20 protein-coding genes are annotated in these 20550 nt (G+C 64.3%); 10 read left to right on the top strand and 10 right to left on the bottom strand.

The features are described 5' to 3' along the window. Nucleotides 1-56 precede the first annotated feature (56 nt). A complete protein-coding gene (locus AXW84_RS09845; RefSeq protein ID WP_068232119.1) occupies nucleotides 57-530 on the bottom strand; it encodes a MarR family winged helix-turn-helix transcriptional regulator in 474 nt (157 codons plus the stop codon). Between the two features lie 78 nt (nucleotides 531-608). Between AXW84_RS09845 and AXW84_RS09850 the strand changes: the two genes are divergently transcribed. Together AXW84_RS09850 and AXW84_RS09855 are read left to right on the top strand one after the other, a co-directional pair. After that, a complete protein-coding gene (locus tag AXW84_RS09850; protein WP_068232122.1) occupies nucleotides 609-1241 on the top strand; it encodes a flavin reductase family protein in 633 nt (210 codons plus the stop codon). A 10-nt stretch (nucleotides 1242-1251) separates the two neighbouring features. Next, nucleotides 1252-1674: a GlcG/HbpS family heme-binding protein gene (locus AXW84_RS09855; RefSeq protein ID WP_068232124.1), complete on the top strand. Its 423-nt coding sequence runs from the start codon at nucleotides 1252-1254 to the stop codon at nucleotides 1672-1674. A gap of 146 nt (nucleotides 1675-1820) precedes the next feature. On the opposite strand, the gene AXW84_RS09860 is transcribed toward AXW84_RS09855, so the two are convergent. Beyond that, nucleotides 1821-5501: an AAA domain-containing protein gene (locus AXW84_RS09860; protein WP_068232127.1), complete on the bottom strand. Its 3681-nt coding sequence runs from the start codon at nucleotides 5499-5501 to the stop codon at nucleotides 1821-1823. Between the two features lie 141 nt (nucleotides 5502-5642). Between AXW84_RS09860 and AXW84_RS09865 the strand changes: the two genes are divergently transcribed. Continuing rightward, the gene (locus AXW84_RS09865; RefSeq protein ID WP_157886922.1) at nucleotides 5643-6164 is read left to right on the top strand and encodes a hypothetical protein; all 522 of its coding nucleotides are present in this window, start codon (nucleotides 5643-5645) and stop codon (nucleotides 6162-6164) included. 207 nt (nucleotides 6165-6371) lie between these two features. Here the strand turns inward: AXW84_RS09865 and AXW84_RS25490 are convergent, their stop codons facing one another. From AXW84_RS25490 to AXW84_RS09885, 6 genes are all read right to left on the bottom strand, one after another. Then, on the bottom strand, nucleotides 6372-7256 hold the full coding sequence (locus AXW84_RS25490) for an SDR family oxidoreductase (RefSeq protein WP_204248438.1): 885 nt from the start codon (nucleotides 7254-7256) through the stop codon (nucleotides 6372-6374). 96 nt (nucleotides 7257-7352) lie between these two features. After that, a complete protein-coding gene (locus AXW84_RS25495) occupies nucleotides 7353-8654 on the bottom strand; it encodes a family 1 glycosylhydrolase (protein ID WP_204248439.1) in 1302 nt (433 codons plus the stop codon). A gap of 189 nt (nucleotides 8655-8843) precedes the next feature. Continuing rightward, a complete protein-coding gene (locus AXW84_RS09875; protein WP_068232133.1) occupies nucleotides 8844-9545 on the bottom strand; it encodes a DUF421 domain-containing protein in 702 nt (233 codons plus the stop codon). Between the two features lie 114 nt (nucleotides 9546-9659). Then, a complete protein-coding gene (locus AXW84_RS09880) occupies nucleotides 9660-10352 on the bottom strand; it encodes a DUF421 domain-containing protein (RefSeq protein WP_068232135.1) in 693 nt (230 codons plus the stop codon). Nucleotides 10353-10723: 371 nt separating this feature from the next. Beyond that, a complete protein-coding gene (locus tag AXW84_RS24755; protein ID WP_157886923.1) occupies nucleotides 10724-10900 on the bottom strand; it encodes a hypothetical protein in 177 nt (58 codons plus the stop codon). 15 nt (nucleotides 10901-10915) lie between these two features. After that, nucleotides 10916-11128 carry a hypothetical protein gene (locus AXW84_RS09885; RefSeq protein ID WP_068232140.1) on the bottom strand — a complete coding sequence of 71 codons (213 nt, stop codon included), beginning with the start codon at nucleotides 11126-11128 and terminating at the stop codon, nucleotides 10916-10918. Between the two features lie 214 nt (nucleotides 11129-11342). Here AXW84_RS09885 and AXW84_RS24760 point away from each other — a divergent pair, with 214 nt between their 5' ends. Both AXW84_RS24760 and AXW84_RS09890 read left to right on the top strand, forming a co-directional pair. Continuing rightward, nucleotides 11343-11486: a hypothetical protein gene (locus AXW84_RS24760; protein WP_157886924.1), complete on the top strand. Its 144-nt coding sequence runs from the start codon at nucleotides 11343-11345 to the stop codon at nucleotides 11484-11486. Between the two features lie 47 nt (nucleotides 11487-11533). Next, nucleotides 11534-11893, top strand: coding sequence for an Imm51 family immunity protein (locus tag AXW84_RS09890; protein ID WP_068232144.1), 360 nt, complete (start codon nucleotides 11534-11536; stop codon nucleotides 11891-11893). A 133-nt stretch (nucleotides 11894-12026) separates the two neighbouring features. On the opposite strand, the gene AXW84_RS09895 is transcribed toward AXW84_RS09890, so the two are convergent. Continuing rightward, nucleotides 12027-13181: an L-dopachrome tautomerase-related protein gene (locus AXW84_RS09895; RefSeq protein WP_068232147.1), complete on the bottom strand. Its 1155-nt coding sequence runs from the start codon at nucleotides 13179-13181 to the stop codon at nucleotides 12027-12029. A 129-nt stretch (nucleotides 13182-13310) separates the two neighbouring features. On the opposite strand from AXW84_RS09895, the gene AXW84_RS09900 reads away from it, so the two are divergent. The 4 genes from AXW84_RS09900 (at nucleotide 13311) to AXW84_RS09910 (ending at nucleotide 16446) form a co-directional block, all read left to right on the top strand. Then, nucleotides 13311-13559, top strand: coding sequence for a type II toxin-antitoxin system HicA family toxin (locus tag AXW84_RS09900; protein WP_068232151.1), 249 nt, complete (start codon nucleotides 13311-13313; stop codon nucleotides 13557-13559). Between the two features lie 22 nt (nucleotides 13560-13581). Continuing rightward, nucleotides 13582-13923 carry a type II toxin-antitoxin system HicB family antitoxin gene (locus AXW84_RS09905; protein ID WP_068232154.1) on the top strand — a complete coding sequence of 114 codons (342 nt, stop codon included), beginning with the start codon at nucleotides 13582-13584 and terminating at the stop codon, nucleotides 13921-13923. Between the two features lie 3 nt (nucleotides 13924-13926). Then, the gene (locus tag AXW84_RS24765; protein WP_157886925.1) at nucleotides 13927-14397 is read left to right on the top strand and encodes an Imm53 family immunity protein; all 471 of its coding nucleotides are present in this window, start codon (nucleotides 13927-13929) and stop codon (nucleotides 14395-14397) included. Between the two features lie 63 nt (nucleotides 14398-14460). After that, nucleotides 14461-16446, top strand: a complete 1986-nt coding sequence (locus AXW84_RS09910; RefSeq protein WP_068232157.1) for an AAA domain-containing protein — start codon at nucleotides 14461-14463, stop codon at nucleotides 16444-16446. 72 nt (nucleotides 16447-16518) lie between these two features. Here the strand turns inward: AXW84_RS09910 and AXW84_RS09915 are convergent, their stop codons facing one another. After that, on the bottom strand, nucleotides 16519-17703 hold the full coding sequence (locus AXW84_RS09915; protein ID WP_236943293.1) for an SMP-30/gluconolactonase/LRE family protein: 1185 nt from the start codon (nucleotides 17701-17703) through the stop codon (nucleotides 16519-16521). A 481-nt stretch (nucleotides 17704-18184) separates the two neighbouring features. Here AXW84_RS09915 and AXW84_RS09920 point away from each other — a divergent pair, with 481 nt between their 5' ends. After that, nucleotides 18185-20374, top strand: coding sequence for a catalase (locus tag AXW84_RS09920; protein ID WP_068232160.1), 2190 nt, complete (start codon nucleotides 18185-18187; stop codon nucleotides 20372-20374). Nucleotides 20375-20550 lie beyond the last annotated feature (176 nt).

Here is a 20550-nt window from a genome sequence, read left to right on the forward strand (position 1 = left end):
TCCGAAACCGCTTTAACCAACCAGCAAGCTGTTTCGCCAACGGCCGGCCGAAGCTGTCAGGGTAGTTGTTGCCGCCGGGCTTCGGCAAAGGCGGTCAGCTCGTGCAGGGCGGCCTGGAACTCGGCCAACCGGGGCATTCCCAGCACCCGCCCGAAGGCGTGCTCCAGGTCCACCAACGTGGTGGCCAGGTACGCTAAAAACGTGGCTCCGCGGGGCGTCAGCTGCACGAGCTGGGCGCGGCTGTCGGCCGCGTCGGGCCCTAGGGCCAAGTAGCCAGTGCGGACCAACTCCTTCACTACGCGCCCCATCGTTTGCTTGGTTACCTGGGCCCGTTGCGCCAACACCGTGGCCCGGGTGCCGGCTGGGTCGAGGTTGCGCAGCAGCTGCACGTGGCCGCTGCGCAGCTCGGGGTAGCCATCGGCGGCCCAGCGGTGCTCGCTGAGCTGCGCCAGCAGCCGCGAGAAATGGTGCACGTGGCCCGCCAGGTTCTTTTCGGTTATCTGGCGGGTTAAGTCGGCGTGTGCTTTCATAACCAAAAGTAGTCAGCACGGGTTACTATTTGGTTAGTAGTGCTTACTATTGTATCCGCTAATCCCATTCCCCACTTCATGCAGCTATCCGCCGACCTATTGCCAATTGAAGCCCGCTATAAGCTGCTCACCGGCGCCATCATTCCCCGGCCCATCGCCGTCGTGTCCACCGTCTCGCCCGCGGGGGTGTTCAACGCGGCCCCGTTCTCGTATTTCAACATCGTGGGCCACGCCCCAATGGCGGTATCCTTTGCCGTGGCCGGCCCCAAGCCCGATGGCACGTGGAAAGACACGCTGCGCAACGCGCAGCTGCCCGCCCAGGGCGGCACGGGCGAATTCGTCATCAACATGGCCACGGAGGACTACGCCGAGCAGATGGCGCGCACGGCCGCGCCGTTGGCGGCCGGCGTGTCAGAGTTTGACTTTGCGGGCCTGACGCCGGTAGCCAGCGCCGTGGTGGGGGCCCCACGCATCGGCGAAGCCTCGGTGTCCTTCGAGTGCCGGACGCTGCACGTGGTCGAGGTGGGCCGCTCGCGCCTGGTCATCGGCGAAATCGTGTTCCTGCACCTCGACGACGCCCTGGTCGATGAACGCTTCCGGGTTGATTTTACGCAGCTGCGCGCCATCGGCCGCATGGCGGGTTCGCGCTACGCCCGCACCCGCGACACATTCGTCCTGGAAGACGAAAAGTTTTTCCCCGGCACCCGCTAACCCCCACCCCATGACCCAGGCCCTCCTTGAAGCCGTTTTATTTGCCGCGCAGCAAGAAGCCCAGCGCCAGCAGTTGTCCATTACCGTCACCGTCGTTGACACCGGGGGGCACGTGCGCGCCCTGGTGCGACACGAAGGGTGCAGCTACTTCGCCTTGGAAAGCAGCCGGCTCAAAGCCGTCACCGCGTCGCAGCTCCGCCTGCCCAGCCACGTGGTGGGCGAGCTGGGTCAGAAATTTCCGGCCTTGCAGGCCTCGTTCGCGACCAATCCGGCCATTTCGGGCCTGCCCGGCGGGTTTCCGTTGGTCTGGCAAAATGCGGTAATTGGCGGGGTAGGCATCGCCGGGGGCAATTTTGAGCAAGACCAAGCCATCGGTGCGGCGTGCGCAGCGGCCATTGCGCAGCCGACCGAAAATGGCAGCGCTGTTCAATAGGCTTTATACCTGTTTAACCAAGGACTGTTACTCGGCCTGTAGCTTGGACTTTGTAGTCCGAGCGTGAGCGCAGCGAGCATATGGCGCAAGGAATCGTTTAGTACCGCCTACTCGCTGTGCTCGCGCTCGGACTCGCAGAGTCCAAGCTACTGGCCAGCCACCGCGGCGGCTTCCATGCGGGCCAGCAGGGCGGCGTGGTGCGGGGCCCGACGCAGCACCTCTTCGTTGCCCAGCAAAATGAGCTGCTGCCGGGCCCGCGTCACAGCTACGTTCAGCTTGCGGTCCACCTGACCGGTTTCGTCGGGCGAGGCCATCAATTCCAGCTGGTGCTCGTGGTGGCAGCAGAAGCTGACAATGATGACGTCGCGCTGCGAGCCCTGGTAGCGCTCCACGGTATCAACGCTGACGTGCAGCAAGTTGGGCAGGTTCAGCTCGACCGCCAGTTGGGCCAGGCGGGCGCGGATGCGGGCCGCCTGGTTACGGTAGCTGGCGATGATGCCCAGCGTGGTTTCGGCGTTGAAATCGGCCCCGTAGCCCTGGGCCACAGCGGCGGCGGCGCGGGCGGCCAGCTCGGCTTCCTGCGCCGATTCCTTCATCGACAAATCCTCGGGCTGGCGGCGGGTGGGCACGAACACCAGCCGCTCGTTGCGCACCCGCGCCAGGAAAGCGTCGGCCGACGCGGGCCAGCCGGGGCGGCTGAGGGGCGCGTGCTGCCAGGGCAGCGGGCAACGCAATTGGCCGTCGTAGAAGTCGTCGTTCACCAGCGCGGCCAGGTCGGCGTGCATGCGGTACTGGTCGGCCAGGGTGCCGTGGGCGTGGGGCCAGTGGGCCTCGGCGCGGCGGAACAGGCGCTCGAAGTAGGAGTTGCGCAGGTTGGTGAGGCCGAGCTCGTCGCGGAGCAGGCCGGCCACTTCCGGGGCAATGGCGCTGGTTTCGGGGCCCTGGGCTACCACGGCGGGCAGCTGGCGGTGGTCGCCGATGAGCACAAATTTGGGCACCTTGGCCAGCAGCGCCAGCATGGGGCCCTCCAGCACCTGGCTGGCCTCGTCCACCACCGCCAGGTCGAACTGCTTGAGCAAGAACAGCTCCGGCTTGCCCAGCAGGCTGGCCACGGTGCCCACGTAGAATGGGCAGCCCGTGAGGCGCGCTCGCACCGTCTGCCGGCTGGGGCAGTCCCGAATCATGTTATCGAGCAAATACGGCCGGTACGCCGGGGCCGTGCCCAGCCGCGAGCCAACCCGAATAAACGGCAGCCCGGCCGCCACCAGCTGCTCGCAAATCTCGTCCACTGCGCGGTTAGTGTAGGCGGCCAGCAGCGCCTGCTTATCGTCCTGGTATAGCTGCACGGCCAGCTCCTTGAGCACGGCGCGCGTCTTGCCCGTGCCGGGCGGTCCGCAGAGCACAAACCAGTCGGGCGCGGCCAGGGCGCGGGCCACCACCTCGGGGGCGGCGGTGGCGGGCGGCGCGGCGGCGTCCCAGCCGTCGGGCCGGCGCGGGCCGAGGCGGGCCAGCAGGCGCTGGCGGCGTTCGGGGGCCAGGTTCAGAAAGGAAGAGAGGCCCGCCCATTCGCGCCGAAACGTGTCGTAGGTGTCTGGCTCCAGGGCCCAGTGCGAGTGGCCGGCCAGGTAGCGCGGGGCCAGCCGGCGGTTGCGCACGCTCAGCACCACCGGGCCGTCGGCGGTGAGGTCTTCGGCCAGCACCACCTTCACCACCTGCGCGTCAAGCACGCTCAATGCCTGGCTATTAGCTAGTGGCTGGGGGCCGGGGAATTTTTCATCCGAAGGCGAGTTGTCAGCCAACGGATCTGCGCCCGCAGCCTTGCGGCGCGGGTAGAGGATGAGCGTGTCGCCGGCCCGGAAGTTGACTTCGCGGCCCCCGGCCGGGCGGCGGAAGATGAGGTGGGGCCCCAGGCCGCCGCGGGCGGTGTCGGGGGCGTTGCTGTGGTCTTCGCGCAGTTCGAGGCCGTCGAGCAAGCTGAAGTTCTGGTGCTTGCGGGCGGCGGGCAGCCGCCACAGGCCGGCCTGGCCGCCGGCGTCGCCGGGGCGCGCGTCGTCGCCGAGCAGGGTCAGGCGCATTTCGCGGGCCACGAAGCGGGTCATTTCCAGGCAGTAGGCGCGCTCTACGGGGTCGGCGGCGGCCCAGGCCTGGGCCATTTTCTCGGCCTTGGCCTTGCCGAAGGGCGGCAGGGCGGCCAGGTTGGGGTGCAGCACGGGGGCCAGCAGCTGGGCCACGGCCCCGGGGCCCGCGGCGCGGGCCAGCAGCAGCTCGGTGCCCACGAGCTGGTTGCGGGCCGAGAGCAGCCGGTCCACCAGTTCGGCGTCCTGGTCCACGCGGCGCACGGGGGCCTGGTCGGGGGCAGCGTTGGAATACAGGATGCTGGTGCGGCCCCGGCCGGCGGTGGCCCCGTCGGCCCCAAACACCGACTCCAGCAGCAGGCGGTAGAGCTGGGCCTGGGCGGCGTGGTTGCTCCAGGGCTCGCCGTGGGGCACTTTGGTCGAGCTTTTCAACTCGATGATGTCGTAGCCGGTGGGGCTTTCGTGCAGTAAGTCGAGGCGCCCCTGCAAGCCGTAGGTAGCCGATAAAAAGGACGGTTCCAGGAAGCAGTCGGCCACGCACAGCGGCTGCTGCTGGTAGCCCGTACGGCTGCCGGCAATGAAGCCCTGGGCCCGGCTGGCGCGCAACGTGCGGTAGTGGCGGCGCAGGTCGCCAAGTAGCTCGGGCACGCCAGTACGCGTCTGGAAATCGGGCAGCGCGCTAATGGTCAGTGGGTTCGAGCGAAACAGCCGCCGCTTGAAGAAGCCTTCGAGGTCGAATTCAGTTGCTGGTTGTTCGTTGTCAGTTGTCAGTTGCTGATGGCTAGTTGGCAGTTGTTCGCTGGCAGTTGTTGGTTGTTCGTTGCTGGTTGCTGGTTGCTGGTTGCCAGTATTTTCCTGGCCTGCATTTACTGACAACTGACAACCAGCAACTAATAACTGATTACCAGCCACCCATTCGTCTTGCCGGGCGGCGTGGCTCACCTCCTCGTCCAGCAGCATGTTCACCAGGTTGCCGACTACTAGCGGGCGTGAGGTTTCGTCGGGCAAAAAGGCGTTCAGCAGGGCCCATTCGGGGATGGTGCCGCTGGCCTGGGCGCACTCGGCGATGGTGGTCACGTTCACCAGGTAGTCGGGCTCCAGCACTACCCGGCGCGGACGGATGCGGCCGTCGGGCTGGGCCACGGGGCCCACCAGGTGCAGCACGGGGTGCAGGGCGGCGGCCAGGGGCAGCAGGTTTTCGTAGGCGGCGGGCAGGTCCACGTCGAAGGGCCCCGCGGGGCAGCCGTCGGCGGGCGCGCACATTTCGGCGGTGAGCTGCCCGGTGGCCAGGTCGGCGTGCAGCACCTGCACCCGCCAGGCGGGCGCGGCGGCCAGGGGCTGCGCCGCGAGGGCTTCGCCGCGGTTCACCGCTTGCTCATCCTCAGCATCTTGCAAGCCGCCGGCTGGCACCGGCCCCTCATACACCGCGCCGGTGAGGTGCTGCACCAGTTGGGCCAGGGCCCTAAAGCCGGCCGCGGCTTCAGCGGGGGTGCCGGGGTAGCTTTCGTGCAGCACCAGGTTGGCGGTGAGGCGCAGGTTCTGGAGCTGGCGGCGCAGCAGCGGCGGCAGGCGGTGGTCGTAGGCCACGAGGCCGATGGCCTGGCTGAGGTCGGCGAAGGGCGATTCGCGGCGGCGGCACTCGTCGCGCAGCACTTGTTCGAGGAGCTGGCGCAGCTTGGGCAGTTGGTCGGCGGGCGTGGCGGCAGGGGCCGTGGCCAGCGCGGCAAGGCGGGCGTAGTAAGATTTGGGCAAAACGGGCGGCGGATAGATACCTTAAAGGTAGCGCCGCGGGGCAGGCTATGGACGAAAAAGTGGCCGGTGCGTACTGTTGCTCGTACCTATTCCTATTACCCCGCCGCCGGGGCCTCGGGCTGCCGGCTGCTTTCCCACCCAATGACCTTTTCCGCTCGCTTACTTTCCACCTTCATGCTGGGGCCCCTGCTGGCCGCCCAGGCGCCGCCTGCTGCTTCGCCCTTGCCCCGCCTGCTGGCGGAGCGCCAGGTACTTACGCGCCGCTACGCCGCCGCCCGGGCCCAGCGCAACAGCCTATTTGGCCTCAGCGATAAGCCGTCGAAGAAAGACTTGCAGGCCGTGGTGGACGCCCTGCAAGGCATTGTGAACAAGGACGAGCAAATCGTGGCCGTGCTCAACCAAACGGCCCAAGCGGCCCAAAACACGGCCGCCACGCTGCAAATCACCAGCCGCGACGACCGCAACCTCACGTCCGACCGCCTGGCCGAAATCCAAAACCACCAGCTGAACGTGCAGGAGCGCGAGCGGCGCGCCATGGCCCGCCAGCTCACCCTCGAAGACGACCTCGACGCCGCCCAACAGGCCCGCCAGTGGCGCGACTGGACCATCCTCGGGCTGGGGCTGGCCTGCGTCGGCCTGTTCTTTTGGCGGCGACGGCGCTAAGAAGCTATCCGAAAAAGCAACCGAGAAACGGTCATGCCGAGCGCAGCCGAGGCATCCCGCGTGTAGCAGTAAACAGCGGCCACCACCACAAAGCGGGCGAGAGACCGCGGCGGCGCACGGCATGACAGCCCAGTTGGACAGGCGCTAAGCGCACCGGTCGTTGTGCCGTTATGTAATCAACTGAACGGCCGGTACGCTCCTTCCCCGCTACCCTACCAAAACAGCCGGCGGGTTGGCCGACTGTAGCAGGCGCTCGTCTTTCAAATGGCGCTGGAGGCCACTCTCGACGCTGGGCAACAGGGCCCCGTGCGCACTGCCCAGCACGCTGTAGCGGGGGCGCTGGGCGGCCCAGCCGAAAGCGGCGGCGGGGCGCGGCTGCACGCACGCCTCGTCGAGGCCAGCCGTGCGCAGGGCCAGGCGGGCCAGCTCGGCCCAGGTGCAGGGGCCCTGGTTGGCGAGGTGCCACCGGCCGCGGGCCCCGTCGAGCAGCAGGTCCAGGGCCGTGTTGACCAGGTCGGGCACGTAAGTGGGCGACATGACCAGGTCGTCGGCCGCTGCAAAGGGCCGGCCGGCGCGGGCAGCGGCCAGCGCGTGGTGCACGAAGTTGTGCTCGTCCCAGGCGCTGAAAAAAGCACTGGTGCGCACCACCAGCGCGGCGGGCAGGCGGGCCAGCACGGCCTGCTCGGCCAGCAGCTTGCTGTGGCCGTACACGTTCAGGGGGCGCGCGGGGTCGCCTTCGCGGTAGGGTTCGGCCTGCTGGCCATCGAATACCAAATCGGAGGAAAAGGTGAGCAGCTGCGCGCCGTGCGCGGCGCAGGCGGCGGCCAGCCGCCGGGGCCCCACCGTGTTTTCGCGGTAGCAGCGGGCGTCGTCGGCCTCGGCCTCGTCGACGCGGACGTAGCCGGCGGCGTTCACCACGGCCCAGGGCCGGTGCTGGCGCACGGCGCTTTCCACAGACGCCGCGTCGGCCACGTCCAGCGCGGCCCGGTCGAGGGCCATCGCGTGCAGGCCCCGGATGCGGCACACGCGCCGAAATGCCTGGCCCAACGTGCCGTGGGCCCCGGTGATGAGAAGGGGTTGGGAATCAGCCATAAGTATTGAGCCTTTTGCTTTCTTATTGATAAATAGCTTATTGCGCTCGAATTAATGCATAACCAATTCAGGCCAGGCACTTAAGCAGCAAACGAGTTAGGCGGCCTGTACCGGCCAGTCGAAGCGGATGTTGCGTTCCCACCAGCCGGGGCCGTCCAGCACGGGGTGCGCGTAGTCGCCGCGCCGGATGAGGCTGTGCACCAGCGGGTACAGGGCCGTGGGCCGGGGCTGCCCACCACGCACGTCGAACACGCCGGGCTCGTACGAGGCCCCGTCCTGGGTCAGCAGGTTGTCCCAGTCGAAGGCCCCCAGCAGCGACCACACGGTGAGGGCGCGCAGGTCGACGCCGTGCGCGCGCAGGCGGCCGGCCACCTCCCACAGCTGGTACAGCCAGCGCAGCTGCTCCTCGCGGGTGCAGCCCAGGTGCGCCTCGGTGATGGCCAGGGGCCGGCCGTAGCGTTCCCAGGCCGTGCGCAGCAGCGCTTCGGGGCCGGCCGTGGCCACGCCGGCCACGCGCAGGGCCTGCAAATCGACGTAGGCCGGGTGGTGGAGGCCGCGGATGGCGGGCTGGCCGGGGTACAGGTCCAGGCGCTCGTCGAGGTACCGCTCGCTGGTAACGTAGTGGTTGAGGCCCAGCACGTCGGGCGGCAGCGGGTGGTCGATGAATTCCTGCAATTCGGCCGCCGCAATGCCGTGGCCGCGCAGGTAGTCCCACAGCGGGTGGGCCGGCGTGAGGGCCCCGGCCAGCACGTCAAACGTCAGCCAGCGGCGGTGGTTTTCAAACTCGACCTGCGCCGCCAGCGCCGGGGTGCCGTGGGCCTGGCCCAGGTCCTCGGTTTGCACGAGCTGGGCCCTGGGGTTCACTTCCCGGATGGCCAGCATGGCCAGGCGCGTGGCTTGCAGCTCGTTGATGAGAATGCGCACAAACGCGGCGTCGCTCCGCCCGTGCGGAAACCAGAGCCCGTAGAGGCCGCTGAAGCGGGCCGTGGTCAGGGGCTCGTTCACGGGGGTATAGTACTGCACCCAGGGGTAGCGCTCGGCCACCATGCGGGCGTAGCGGGCCAGGCCGGGGGCAAACGTGGGCTGGTCGAGGGCGGTGTAGCGGGGGCCGCTGCCGTGGTGCACCAGGCCCACAATGGGCGCGATGCCCAGCGCCTGCAAGCGCGCCAGCCGCTCGTCGGGCCACTGCCAGTCGGGGCGGTCGAGGCTCTCGGGGGCCACCGTTTCCCAGAGCACGGGGTAGCGCAGGGTGCACAGGCCCAGGGCAGCAAAGCGGTCGAGATCGTCGAGCCGGTCGCGGTGGCCATTACGCACGAGCTGGTCGGAATACGCCTCGCCGACGCGCCGGCACGTGCATTCCACCCCACCCCAAATTTCTACAGCTGCTGGTTGGTTCATCCGGTTTGCGTTGGGTTTAAGCTGCCGACGTTGTAGCGTTGGCCGCATTTTTCCTCCCATATACTAAAAAATAACAAACAGGTTACCAACACGGTATGCTAATGTCTTCAACCGTTGCTTAAGCCCGGCGGTGGTGCCGGCCTAACTGCCGTCCGCTCAGCGCCGGGGGCCCCGTGCGGCACGACCAGCTTATTCGCAGACCGTTACGGCGGGCTCCCACTGCTGGGCCCCGCAGTGCGGGCAACCCGTAGCGGGGGCTTGCGCCGCTGCCGCCGTTTGCCCGCACCGTAGGCAGGCAAACGTGTCCGGGGCCAAGGGCTGCGCCCCCCGGAAGTCTTCGTCCCAGCCCGGCACCAGCGACAAGCCGGGCGCGGGCTCGTCGGCTTCGACCAAGCTGAACGTGCCGTTGGCTTCCATGTACAGGCGGCGCACCTGGCCCAGGTGCTCCAGGCTTTCGCCCCGCAGCTGAGCAAACAGCCGTTCCTGCGACAGCACCACCTGCTCCATGGTGGGCAATTGCAGTACCCCGTCGGCCACCACCGTGGTTACGGTGCCTTGCAGCAGGTACTCGGCGGTGGGGCGGCGGGCGGCCCAGTGCGTCACGAGCCGGTGGGCCACCACCACCACGGCCGCAATGACCACCGGGGCCAGCAGCCCCCGGTCGGCCGACAGCAGCGGAATGCCGATGCTGACGGCCAGCGCCACCAACCCCGCCAGTTCGGTGCGGCTGACCTGCCCGGCCATGCGCTTGCCCATCAGGCGCAGGCCCGCCAGCAGCACCAAGTACATCAGCGCCAAGCGAATGGCTGCTTCCAGCAGAAAGCTCCAGGGCACGTCGCCCATCAGGATGCGCAGGTAATCGGTAATATGGGGCGGGGGAGGCGGCGGCATTTCGGTCTAACTAAAAATGCGGTTTAAACAACAAGCGGCCGGCGCGTTGCGCAAGCGGCCGGGGGCCCGCCCGCGCAACGCGCCGGCCGTGGGCGCGGCCGCCCCGGGCAGGCTTTAAGCGAGCACGGCGGGCACCCAGTTTTCGGCGCCGCAGCGCAGGCAGTGGGTGCCGGCGTGGTCGGCGGGGGCGGGCACGTGGCCGCAGGTGGCGCAGGCCCGCTGGCCCTGGGCGGGCCCTTCGGCGGCGGGCGGCGGCGCATCGGCGCGGGGCAGCACGCTCAGGCCGGGCTGGGGCGCGGGCAGCTTGTAGATGCTGAGGCGGCCGTTGGATTCGAAGTACACGCGGCGCAATTCGCCCAGCTGCACAATGTTTTTGTTGCGCAGCTGGCCAAACAACTGCTCCTGCGAGAGGGCCTGGCGTTGCAGCGCGGCCAGGTCCAGGCAGCCGTCGCGCACCAGCAGGGCCAGGTCGCCCTGCTGCGCCAGCTCCACCGCCCGGTACTTGAACGCCAGCCAGTTGCTGAGGCGGTGCATGCTGAGCACCGCCACCAGCACCGCCACGCTGGGCAGCAGCCCGGCGGTCGGGATCTGCATGGGCCCCGCGATGATGGCCCCCAGGGTCAGCACCACGGCCAGCTCGCTAACCGACATTTGGCCCTTCATGCGCCGGCCCAGCAGCCGGATGATTACCAGCATGACCAGGAACAGCACCAGCGCCCGGAGGGCCACCTCTCCCGTGAACGACGGCGGGGCCATGCCAAACACCCAGCGGTGCCAGTCGCTGAAAACAATGTCTTCCTTTTTCATAAAACCTACGCCCGAATGCTACACGTGCAAGCCCCTAAACGGCGCGGTTTGGGCCCAAGTTGCAGCGAAAAAGCGAGCAAAAGCGCCAATTTCTTTCGCCTTATCCCCTATATTTCAGTGTATAAGGCGCAAACGCGGCCCTACGGTGCACGTTAAATTTCCGGCTTCCGCACCCGGCCCGGGCGGCCGTACGCCGTTTTCTGGCCCGGCCTTTAGCAGCGGTTTGCATCAAGATCAGCACGACGCAGAGACGCCTCCTTGCGGCTCCGATTGGAACGACTTGTCCAAAAAATCGTCCAATTCTCAGGCGCAAGGATGCGTCTTCACCCCCGTTCCAAGAGCCAAAAAATCAAGCCAACCAGCTTCTTGGCTCACGCCCGCGCGGCCAGCCAGGCGTTGGCTGCGCCCTCGTCTACGAAGCGGGCGAACTGCACGAGGCTGCCCGGCCCAGGGCCCGCCATGGCCGCCGGTAAGCCCTGGAGGTAGGCGGGCAGCACCAGGAAGCACACGTGCAGCGGGGCCCCCAGTGCCCGCTGCACCCCGGGCAACAACTCGGTCGTGACTCACTCGGGGCCGTTGAGGCTGCGGTTGGTGCGGCGGCGCGCGTCGATGAGCCAGTGGCCACAGCCGTGGTGCAGCGCGGCCTGGCGCAGGGCCCCGTAGTCGGCGTGCAGCTCGGCCTCCGTTACCGAGCGCAGCCAGCGGCCGGTAAGCTGGCCCAGGTCGGGGCGGTGCGCGGTGTGCAGGGAGGGGGTCGAAAACTGGTCCGGGAACATGGAGCGAAGGCGTGGGACAGGGCCGGCGGCGGGGCCTAAAGCTACACCGGCGGGCTGAACAGCGGCAAGCGGGGCCGTATTTTCAAATGAAATGCCGCCCTGGGCCCCGGAGAACCGCTTTTTTGGGGGCCCGGAAGCGGCTTTGGCCAGGGCCTGATGGCTTGGGCCCCGGGCCGCTACCTTCGACTGGAAAACGCAGCCCGCACCCGACGAAGTGGCCAAGCGCAACCCGAGCGCCGACCGCACCCGCTACAAAATCCGTAACCTGGCCACCGGCCAGACCCAGGGCACCGCCGCCAAGCCGTTCCGGGCCCCAGTGGCGGGCCACGACGTGGTGCTGCTGCCCCTGACCAAATAGCCCCGCCCGCCCGGACGGTGGGGCTCCACCCGCCCTCTTATTTTTTGATGACCAGCACGTTTCCCTTTGAAGTCGCCGCCGCCAAAACGACCGCCAACCCTGCCCGCCAGTTTGCCATCGTGGCCCACGCTGGCAAGCTCGAAGACTACCACGACCTGTTCGAGGACTTCGGCTTTGTGGGGAGCGGCGCGTCGTGGCGCGAGCACCTCGAAACCATCGTCGAAGAGTTTCAGCCCGAGCTACTCGACCACCTGGAATTCGATGAAACCGGCGACACTTTTTTAGCCTACGCCGACAGCGCGGCGGCGGTACGCGAATTCCTGGCGTGCGTGCAGCCCTATTTCGGCGACCTAGCCAAGCTGGAAAAGTACTTCCAGCAAACCGACCCGGAAGATTTTTTCCAGTAGGGCCCCGGGGCCCTGGAAGCCGTTTAAATAGGAGTTGTCATTCCGACGAAGGAGGAATCTGAGGGCTGCCCTTGCCTTATTTGACCCAGATTCTTCCTTCGTCGGAATGACAATCCTCTATTTGGCTTGCTTCCTAGTCCCGAAACGCCTTGGCCCCAATGGGCATTTTGAAAAGCTGCACCGGGAAGGCCACCGTCTGCACGCCCTTCTGGAAGCCGGCGGTGCGGTTCATTTGCGGCACCGGAATCCAGAGGTTGCCGGCGTGGTCAATCCACAGGGCATCGGCCCAAACGAGGCGTGGGTCCTGCACCAGCACGCTGCTTTGGCCGGCGGGCGTCACTTTCAGGATGCGCTTCTCGTTGGCATCGGCCACGTAAAGGTTCCCGGCGGCGTCGATGGTGGTGCCGCCGCAGGTGGGCGAGTTGAAGAAGTACGTCACCTTCTTGGCCAAGTCCGCCGACTTGATATTCGGGTCGTCCAGGTACTGGGTTTCGACGCGGTACATGGGGCCCGCGGCACTCTGGAAATAGTAGTATTTTCCATCGGGCGACACTTCCATCTGGTCGGCGTGCAGGGCCACGTCGTCGCCGTTGGGCTTCACCATTTTCTTGCCCTCGCCCAGCATCGGGCGGCGGGCGGTGGTGGTCGTGTCATCGTCGAGCAAGCGACGGCCCTGGCCGGTTTTCTGGTTGAGCACAATTAGCCCCGGGGCCCCGGCATCAGTCACGTAAATCATATCGCCGTGGAAGCGCAGGTCGTCCACGAAGCTCTTCTTTTTGACGTACTTATCCAGCGGAATCGAGTGCAGCAACTGGTTGGTTTTGATGTCGAACGCCAGCAGCTTGGGGCCGTGCGCCACCGGCGCGGCGTCCGACTTGGGCGTGCCCGTGTCCACAATCCACAGGTTGCCGTCGGGCCCGAAGCGTAGCGAGTTGGCCCGCACAAACTTGCTGGCTGCCGCGGGGTCCTTGGGGCCCCAGCTGTTCCAAGCGCGGTTGGGAAAGGCCTGCACCGTGCCGTCGGCCTGCAGCTCGCCGATGCGCGTGCCCCGGTCGCCCTCATTGTGCGGGAAAAGCACAAATTTCCGGTCGTCGTCCGACACCGCCACGCCGTTCCAAATCGTGTCGGACGTAGCCACCAACACCAGGCTTTTCGCGCTTTCGGAGGTGGGCACGGCGGGCGGCGCGGCCGTGGCCACCTTCTGCGGCTTGTCGGGCTTGGAATCGGTGCTGCACGCGGCCAGCGACAGCAAAGCGGCGGCGGATAGGATGGACGGGAGGTGGCGCATCGGGAAAGGCGTTGGGTGGGGCCCTGCTTACGCGGCCGGTCGGGCCCGGGGTTGCGGAATTCTTATTCCAAAAGCCTACTGCGGTGCTTGGCGCGTATCTTTAGCAACTAAATTTCAGTTACAGCAGTTATGTCCCAGCTTGACAAGCTCAAAGCCCGCATTTGTGCTAAGCCCAAAGATTTTACCTGGGACGAATTGGTAAAACTGCTAACCGCCTACGGGTTCGAGGCGCTAACAAAAGGCAAAACGGCGGGCAGCCGGCGGCAGTTTTTTAATTCGACTACGCAAATTGCCATCAGCTTGCACAAGCCGCACCCTGACAATATTCTCAAAGAATACCAACTGAAAGAAATTATCGCGCTGCTCGGAATCTGCTGATTATTACTTGTTTCACAAAGTCATGGAAAACGGACTCCTCTACAAAGGCTACTTGGGCTCGGTGCAATACAACGCGGCCGATGAAGTATTTCACGGTAAAATCGAGGCCATCGCCGACTTAGTTACATTCGAGGCCGATGCTGCCAAGCAGCTCCGCCCCGAGTTTGAGCAGGCCGTGGACGACTACCTGGCCCTGTGCGCCGCCGTGGGCAAAGCACCCGACAAAACCTTTACCGGCAGCTTCAACGTGCGCCTGGGGCCCGAACTGCACCGCAAAGCCGCGCTAGTGTCGACGGGCCGCGGCATCAGCCTGAACCAATTGGTAAGCCAGGCCGTGAGCCAGTTCGTGGCGAAAGGCGAATAAGTTATGGTTATCAAGCCCATACGCACCGCGGCCAATTACCGCACCGCATTGGCCCGCGTGGAAGCCATATTTCTGGCCCAACCCGGCGACCCGGAATTTGACGAATTAGATGTTCTGACTACGTTAATTGAGGCGTATGAATCACATCATGAGCCTATTATATATCCAAGGAAACAACTTGATAGTATTTTAAATTGGCTACATGCTTGGTATTCCAGTATGTGCGACGACGAATGGGAATTTCGTGAGGGAATTAAGATCTTTTCCACCAGTAACCCAGGTTGGAGTGTAGAAATAAATTTAGAGGGAACAATAGCCGAAGAAATTTCTATTTCACCTATACTGACAAAAAATTCAAATGATGACTGGCATGGCATTCTGGTTGAGAATGGAATGTTCATCGGTTCCGGCGACCCTTCCAAACTGGCGTTTCTGCTAACCCGCTTCAAAACATTAGTTGAAACTGGCCGATAGAAATCCTCGCCACTCATTTCCTCTTTTCGTTGTTACCACCCAACGAAATCAATCCGCTTTCTTTTGACCGAAACTACCCTCCCCCCCACCGACCCCTACGCCATCGAGAAAGAGCTCCGCCAGGTGCAGGCCCTGATGAAGCTGGAGCAGCAGGAAGACCTGGTGCAATTCAAGCTCAAAAACGCCAAGGCCAGCATCCAGGAGCGCCAGCAGCGGGGCCTCACCTGGTACCCGGTCACCATCACCCAGGAAGACATTGGCTTCGGCGGCAAGGTGGTGCTGGAGCTGGAGCGCCCCGCCGGGCAGCAGGGCCTGCACTTGTTTCAGGTGGGCAAAAACGCCTCGCTGTTTGGCAACGTGCCCGGGCGCGCGGCTACCGACCGCCCCACCCTGAACGGCGTGATTACCAGCGTGCGGCGCAACAAGCTGCTGCTGGCCACCACCAAGGAAGACCTGCCCGACTGGGTGACCGAGGGCCACAAGCTCGGCATCGACCTCACCTTTGACGAGGTGAGCTACCGCGAGATGGACTACGCCCTGGGCAAGGTGATGGGCGCCTACGGCGACCGCCTGGCCGAGCTGCGCGACATCCTGCTCGGAGCCAAGCCCGCCCGCTTCCGCGCCGAAAAGCCCGACGACATTTTCTACCCCAGCCCGCTCAACGACTCACAGCAGGCGGCCGTGCGCCACGTGCTGGCGGCCCACGACGTGGCCATTGTGCATGGCCCCCCCGGCACGGGCAAAACCACCACGCTGGTGCAGGCCATTTTGGAAACCATCCGGCGCGAGCGGCGGGTGCTTGTCTGCGCGCCCAGCAACACGGCGGTAGACTTGCTGACCGAAAAGCTGGCCGAGCGCGGTGTCAATGTCATCCGCATGGGCAACCCCTCGCGGGTGTCGGACCTGCTGCTCGAGCACACGCTTGATGCGCAGGTGATGGCCCACAAGAGCTACAACGAGCTGCGCAGCATGCGCCAAACCGCCGAGCAGTACCGCGAAACGGCCAGCAAGTACGTGCGCAACTTCGGCTACGAGGAGATGCAGCAGCGCCGGATGCTGAAGGAGGAAGCCAAAATGCTGCACCAGCAGGCCGACGACTTAGAGCGCTACATCACCGAGGACTTGCTGGAGCAGGTGCAGGTGATAACGTGCACGCTGGTAGGCGCTTCCAACCGCAACATCCGCCACCTCACCTACGAAACGGTGTTCATCGACGAGGCGGCCCAGGCCCTGGAGCCGGGCTGCTGGATTCCCATCAGCAAGGCCCAGCGCGTGGTGCTGGCCGGCGACCACCACCAGCTGCCGCCCACCGTGAAGAGCGAAAAGGCCGGGGCCCTGCGCGAAACGCTGTTCGAAAAGGCCATCAAGCGCCAGCCCGATGCCGCCCGCATGCTGACGGTGCAGTACCGCATGCACGAACAAATCATGCAGTTCAGCTCCGACGAGTTTTACGACGGCAAGCTGACGGCCCACAATACCGTGCGCCACGCCGGCCTGGAGGACTACGACCTGCGCTTCGCCCCCGACCTGCCGGTGGAATTCCTCGACACGGCCGGCTTCGGCTTCACCGAAATCACCATCCCCGAGAGCCGCTCCACGGCCAACCCCGAGGAGGCCGACTTGCTGCTCAAGCGCCTGGCCCAGCTGCTGGAGCCCTACGACCCCGCCGACCACGAGGAGGACCTGCTCAGCATCGGCGTGATTGCTCCGTACCGCGCCCAAATTAACTATTTAAAGGACGCGGTGGAGGAAAACGACGAGCTGAACGGCCTCATGGCCCACCGGATGCTGAGCATCGGCACCGTCGATTCGTTCCAGGGCCAGGAGCGCGACATCATCGCCATTAGCCTCACGCGCAGCAACTCGCAGGGCGAAATCGGCTTCCTGAGCGACGTGCGCCGCATGAACGTGGGCATGACCCGCGCCCGCCGCAAGCTGCTGCTCGTGGGCGACTCCAGCACGCTCAGCGCCAACCCGTTCTTCAAGCGCCTGCTGGCCTACATCGAAAGCATCGGCGGCTACCGCACGGCCTGGGAAATGCAGGATTAAAAGGTTAGTAAACATACAAAAAAAGGCCCGCTGCACTTAGTGCAGCGGGCCTTTTTGTTTTGGCTGGGGGCCCTACTTTAAGTCAATAAAGGACTCCGTGTGCGGCGCGTCCGACTTCACATTCACGAAGTGTTTCACCGGGTTGTCGTAGTTGGAGATGTACAGGCGCTTGCCTTTGAGCAGCACCTCGGCGGGCTGGTCGAGTTTGCCGCCGGTCCCGTCAGTGTCGGGGTTTTGGGCCAGCGTGCTCACGCTGTTGTCCTTCAGGTTGATGACGAAGATGGCGTTTTGGCGGGCCCCGGTCACGTAGGCTTTGTCGGTGGCGCGGTCAATTACGAAGCCGTCGATGCAGGTGATTTTGTCGCCGGTCAGGGCCACGGCTTCCTGCTTGGCGAAGGTGCCGTCGGGCTTGAGGCTGACCTTGTAGAAGGTGCCATCGCCGAACGAGCCGGTGTAGAGGTTGCCCTGGCTGTCGTAGTCGATGCCGTCGGCCCCGTTGTCCACGCCGGTTTCGTTCACGGTGGTCGTGAACATGGCCAGTACGTGCGGGTCCTTGGTTTTGGGCTTGAGGTGCAGCGGGCCACCGGGCTTTTTCAGCTCGTCGAGGGTGAAGCGCATGATGGCGCTGCCCTTGGTGTTGCCGGGCATATCCCACTGGCTGTCGGTCACGTACAGGGTATTGCCCTTCCACACCACGCCGTTGGCCAGCGCGAAGCTGTCTACCACGGTTTCAATAGTGCCGGGCTTGCCATTTTTCAGGTTGATGCGCATGAGGCGTGACGCGTATTTCTTGCTGTTTTCGTACTGGTTTTCCGCGTAGTACACGTTACCATCGGGACCGAAAGCCAGGTCCATCGGCGCGGCTTTTTTGGTGGTGGGCTCCACGGGCAGGTTGGCGGCGAAAGGCTTGTAGGTGTTGCCCACAATCTCGACAATGGCCGCGGGCTTGCTGTTGTCGGCCAGGTTGGGCACCGAGAGCAGGAGGCGGCCGCCGGGGCCCAGGGCGAGGCCGTCGGGCGTATTGTGCGAATCTGGCAACGTGAAGAGCAGCTGCGGGTTGCCGACGGTGGGAATCGAGCCGGCGGGCACGCCCATGGTGTCGGCCGAAGCCGTTTTCAGGGCCGTCGAATCGGTTTTTACCACGGCTTCCCGGTTCACGGCGGCGTCCTGGGTTTTGGGTGGGTTGGACTGGCAGGCGGACAGCAGCGCGCCGCTAAGCAGCAGGGTCGCCAGCGAGTTGCGGGTTGGTTTAGACATCGAAAAGAGTGGGTAAGGTATTGGTTCGGTCTTCATTAAGTGTGAGGCATCGGTACGCACGGTTCTGAGGCCTACTGCTGGGGCCCCAACTCGCCAGCAAAACGCTGCCTAGCAAAGAGGCGGCGGCCCAGCACCGTACTGATTTAGGCAGGGAAGCAAAGAGAAAGGGAATTAAAACCGTATTAAATAATACGTTGCCGATACGGTCCTCCTTTGTGGAAAGTTTTTGAATCCGGGGCGGTGCTCGGCCAACCCTGCTGCAAACCTTATTGCTGAGCTAATGAGGGCCCTATTGCTAGCACTTAGTGATTCAGGGCCCTGCTATTTTTATGGTTGGGGTTAGCAAGGGCAACGTGTATTTTTTTAAGAATATTTTAAGCAAATACGCTGGTAGGTGCCCACTCACTTGCCGTATCGCCGTAGAGTATAATCATGGCAGGACCACTCCTTTCCCCTTCACCGCTACCCACCACAACCTTATATGAGCGATAAACCACTTGCCAAGCAAACCCACGAAGACGTAGTTGGCAACCCCAAAACCGATGAGCTGGCAAAAAACCGTGAAGACGGCTACGGCGAATTTCTGACTACTAACCAAGGCCTGCGCATCAACGACGACCAGAACTCGCTAAAGGCCGGCGAACGGGGCCCCACGCTGCTGGAAGACTTCATCCTGCGCGAGAAAATTACTCACTTCGACCACGAGCGCATTCCCGAGCGCGTGGTGCACGCCCGCGGCGTGGCCGCCCACGGCTACTTCCAGGCCTACGACGACAACGCCAACCTGAGCCGGGCGGCTTTCTTACAGCCCGGCGCGGTAACGCCGGTTTTCACGCGTTTTTCGACCGTAGCCGGCTCGCGTGGCTCTTCCGACATGGCGCGCGACGTGCGCGGCTTTGCTGTAAAATTCTACACCGAAGAAGGTATTTTTGACTTGGTGGGCAACAACATCCCGGTGTTTTTTATCCAGGATGCCACCAAGTTCCCCGACTTCATTCATGCCGTGAAGCCGGAACCGCACAACGAGATTCCGCAGGCTGCGTCGGCCCACGACACGTTTTACGACTTCATTTCGACCAACCCCGAAACGTCCCACATGCTGCTGTGGGTGATGTCGGACCGGGGCCTGCCGCGCAGTCTGCGCATGATGGAAGGCTTCGGCATTCACGCCTTCCGCTTGGTGAACGCCGAGGGCAAAGCGCGCTTCGTGAAATTTCACTGGAAGCCAACGCTCGGCACGCACTCGGTGGCTTGGGAAGAGGCGCAGCAGATTTCGGGCAAAGACCCGGACTTCCACCGCCGCGACCTGTGGAATAGCATCGAGGGCGGCGCCTACCCCGAGTGGGAGTTGGGCGTGCAGGTAGTAGAAGAAGAGGACGAGCGCAAGTTCGACTTCGATATTCTCGACTCGACCAAGCTGATTCCGGAAGAGCTAGTGCCCGTCATCAAGCTGGGCAAAATGGTGCTCAACCGCAACGTAGACAACTACTTCGCCGAAACCGAGCAGGTTGCTTTTTGCCTTAGCCACATCGTGCCGGGCATCGATTTCTCCAACGATCCGCTGCTGCAAGGCCGGTTGTTTTCGTACCTCGACACGCAACTCAAGCGCTTGGGCGGTCCAAACTTTCACGAGATTCCGATTAACCGCTCGCTGGCGCCCATCCACAACGGGCAGCGCGACGGCCACATGCGCCAGACCATCAACAAGGGCAACGTTGCTTACGGGGTTAACCTGCTCAACGACAACTACCCCCGCCAGGCCAAGCAGAGCCAAGGCGGCTTCACCTCGACGTATGAGCGGGTGGAAGGCCACAAAATCCGGCTGCGCAGCAAAAGCTTTGTGGACCACTACAGCCAGGCCAAGTTGTTTTGGAACAGCCAAACCGCCGCGGAGAAAATGCACATCGTGAAGGCTTTGCGCTTTGAGCTTAGCCACGTTCAGAAGGTTGAAGTGCAGGCCCGTACCCTTGTGCAGCTGGCCCAGATAGACCACGACTTGGTTAGCCGCGTAGCCGAAGGGCTGGGCATGGCAGTGCCCTCGGCCGAGGGTGTACAACTCAACCTGGCGGTACCAGCCGACGGTGACGCAGCCTATTACCAATCGGCCCCGGCCAAGCAGGACGACGCTAACTCGGCGGCGCTGAGCATATCGGTAAACAGCCCCATCAATGCGGGCAAGACCAGTATCAAAACCCGCCATATTGCCATTCTGGCCACCGATGGGGCCGACGTGGGCGCTATTGGCGAGCTGATGACGACCTTGATGGCGGAAGGGGCACAAACGGCCATCGTAGCCACCCACCTCGGCAAGCTGAAAGGCACGGATGGGCAGGAAGTTCTGATTAACTGGACGTTCCAGGCCACGTCGTCGGTGCTGTTTGATGCCGTGTACGTGGCCGGTGGGGCGAGCAGCGTGCAAAAACTAACCCAGGATGCCGACGCCGTGCGCTTTGTAAACGAGGCCTTCCGCCACTGCAAACCCATCGCGGCTTCGGCCGAGGGCGTGGACCTGCTGAAAGCAGCCTCCTACCCCGGCGCCACCGACATTCTCGGGGCGGATGGTGTAATAACCAGCGCCGACAATAAGGTGGCCGGCTTGGCCCAGGAGTTCATCAAAGCCATTGGCTACCACCGTTTCTGGAGCCGTGAGCTGAAGTCGATGCCCGCGTAAGCAGCCCATGCTTAGCGAACTTGATTCCCCCGTCGCACACTAGTTGAGGCGGGGGAATCTTCTTTTTGTTTTCTGGGCAGCAGCGGCGAAAACCCAGTTCACGGGCACGCTGCGCACGGAGTACGTGCCGGCCCGCCCCTACCTTTGCCCGGTACCCATCCCCCACCCCCTCTTTA

The organism is Hymenobacter sp. PAMC 26628 (assembly GCF_001562275.1).
Taxonomy (GTDB): Bacteria; Bacteroidota; Bacteroidia; order Cytophagales; family Hymenobacteraceae; genus Hymenobacter.

What these genes read in the sequence shown, in the direction of transcription:
- AXW84_RS25490 (WP_204248438.1), bottom strand. Translation starts at nt 7,256, where the DNA reads ATGGCTGATTCCCAACCCCTTCTCATCACCGGGGCCCACGGCACGTTG.
- AXW84_RS09900 (WP_068232151.1), top strand. Translation starts at nt 13,311, where the DNA reads ATGTCCCAGCTTGACAAGCTCAAAGCCCGCATTTGTGCTAAGCCCAAA.
- AXW84_RS09915 (WP_236943293.1), bottom strand. Translation starts at nt 17,703, where the DNA reads ATGTCTAAACCAACCCGCAACTCGCTGGCGACCCTGCTGCTTAGCGGC.
- AXW84_RS09920 (WP_068232160.1), top strand. Translation starts at nt 18,185, where the DNA reads ATGAGCGATAAACCACTTGCCAAGCAAACCCACGAAGACGTAGTTGGC.
- AXW84_RS09875 (WP_068232133.1), bottom strand. Translation starts at nt 9,545, where the DNA reads ATGCCGCCGCCTCCCCCGCCCCATATTACCGATTACCTGCGCATCCTG.
- AXW84_RS09885 (WP_068232140.1), bottom strand. Translation starts at nt 11,128, where the DNA reads ATGTTCCCGGACCAGTTTTCGACCCCCTCCCTGCACACCGCGCACCGC.
- AXW84_RS25495 (WP_204248439.1), bottom strand. Translation starts at nt 8,654, where the DNA reads ATGAACCAACCAGCAGCTGTAGAAATTTGGGGTGGGGTGGAATGCACG.
- AXW84_RS09905 (WP_068232154.1), top strand. Translation starts at nt 13,582, where the DNA reads ATGGAAAACGGACTCCTCTACAAAGGCTACTTGGGCTCGGTGCAATAC.
- AXW84_RS09895 (WP_068232147.1), bottom strand. Translation starts at nt 13,181, where the DNA reads ATGCGCCACCTCCCGTCCATCCTATCCGCCGCCGCTTTGCTGTCGCTG.
- AXW84_RS09845 (WP_068232119.1), bottom strand. Translation starts at nt 530, where the DNA reads ATGAAAGCACACGCCGACTTAACCCGCCAGATAACCGAAAAGAACCTG.
- AXW84_RS09850 (WP_068232122.1), top strand. Translation starts at nt 609, where the DNA reads ATGCAGCTATCCGCCGACCTATTGCCAATTGAAGCCCGCTATAAGCTG.
- AXW84_RS09855 (WP_068232124.1), top strand. Translation starts at nt 1,252, where the DNA reads ATGACCCAGGCCCTCCTTGAAGCCGTTTTATTTGCCGCGCAGCAAGAA.
- AXW84_RS09865 (WP_157886922.1), top strand. Translation starts at nt 5,643, where the DNA reads ATGACCTTTTCCGCTCGCTTACTTTCCACCTTCATGCTGGGGCCCCTG.
- AXW84_RS09880 (WP_068232135.1), bottom strand. Translation starts at nt 10,352, where the DNA reads ATGAAAAAGGAAGACATTGTTTTCAGCGACTGGCACCGCTGGGTGTTT.
- AXW84_RS09890 (WP_068232144.1), top strand. Translation starts at nt 11,534, where the DNA reads ATGACCAGCACGTTTCCCTTTGAAGTCGCCGCCGCCAAAACGACCGCC.
- AXW84_RS24765 (WP_157886925.1), top strand. Translation starts at nt 13,927, where the DNA reads ATGGTTATCAAGCCCATACGCACCGCGGCCAATTACCGCACCGCATTG.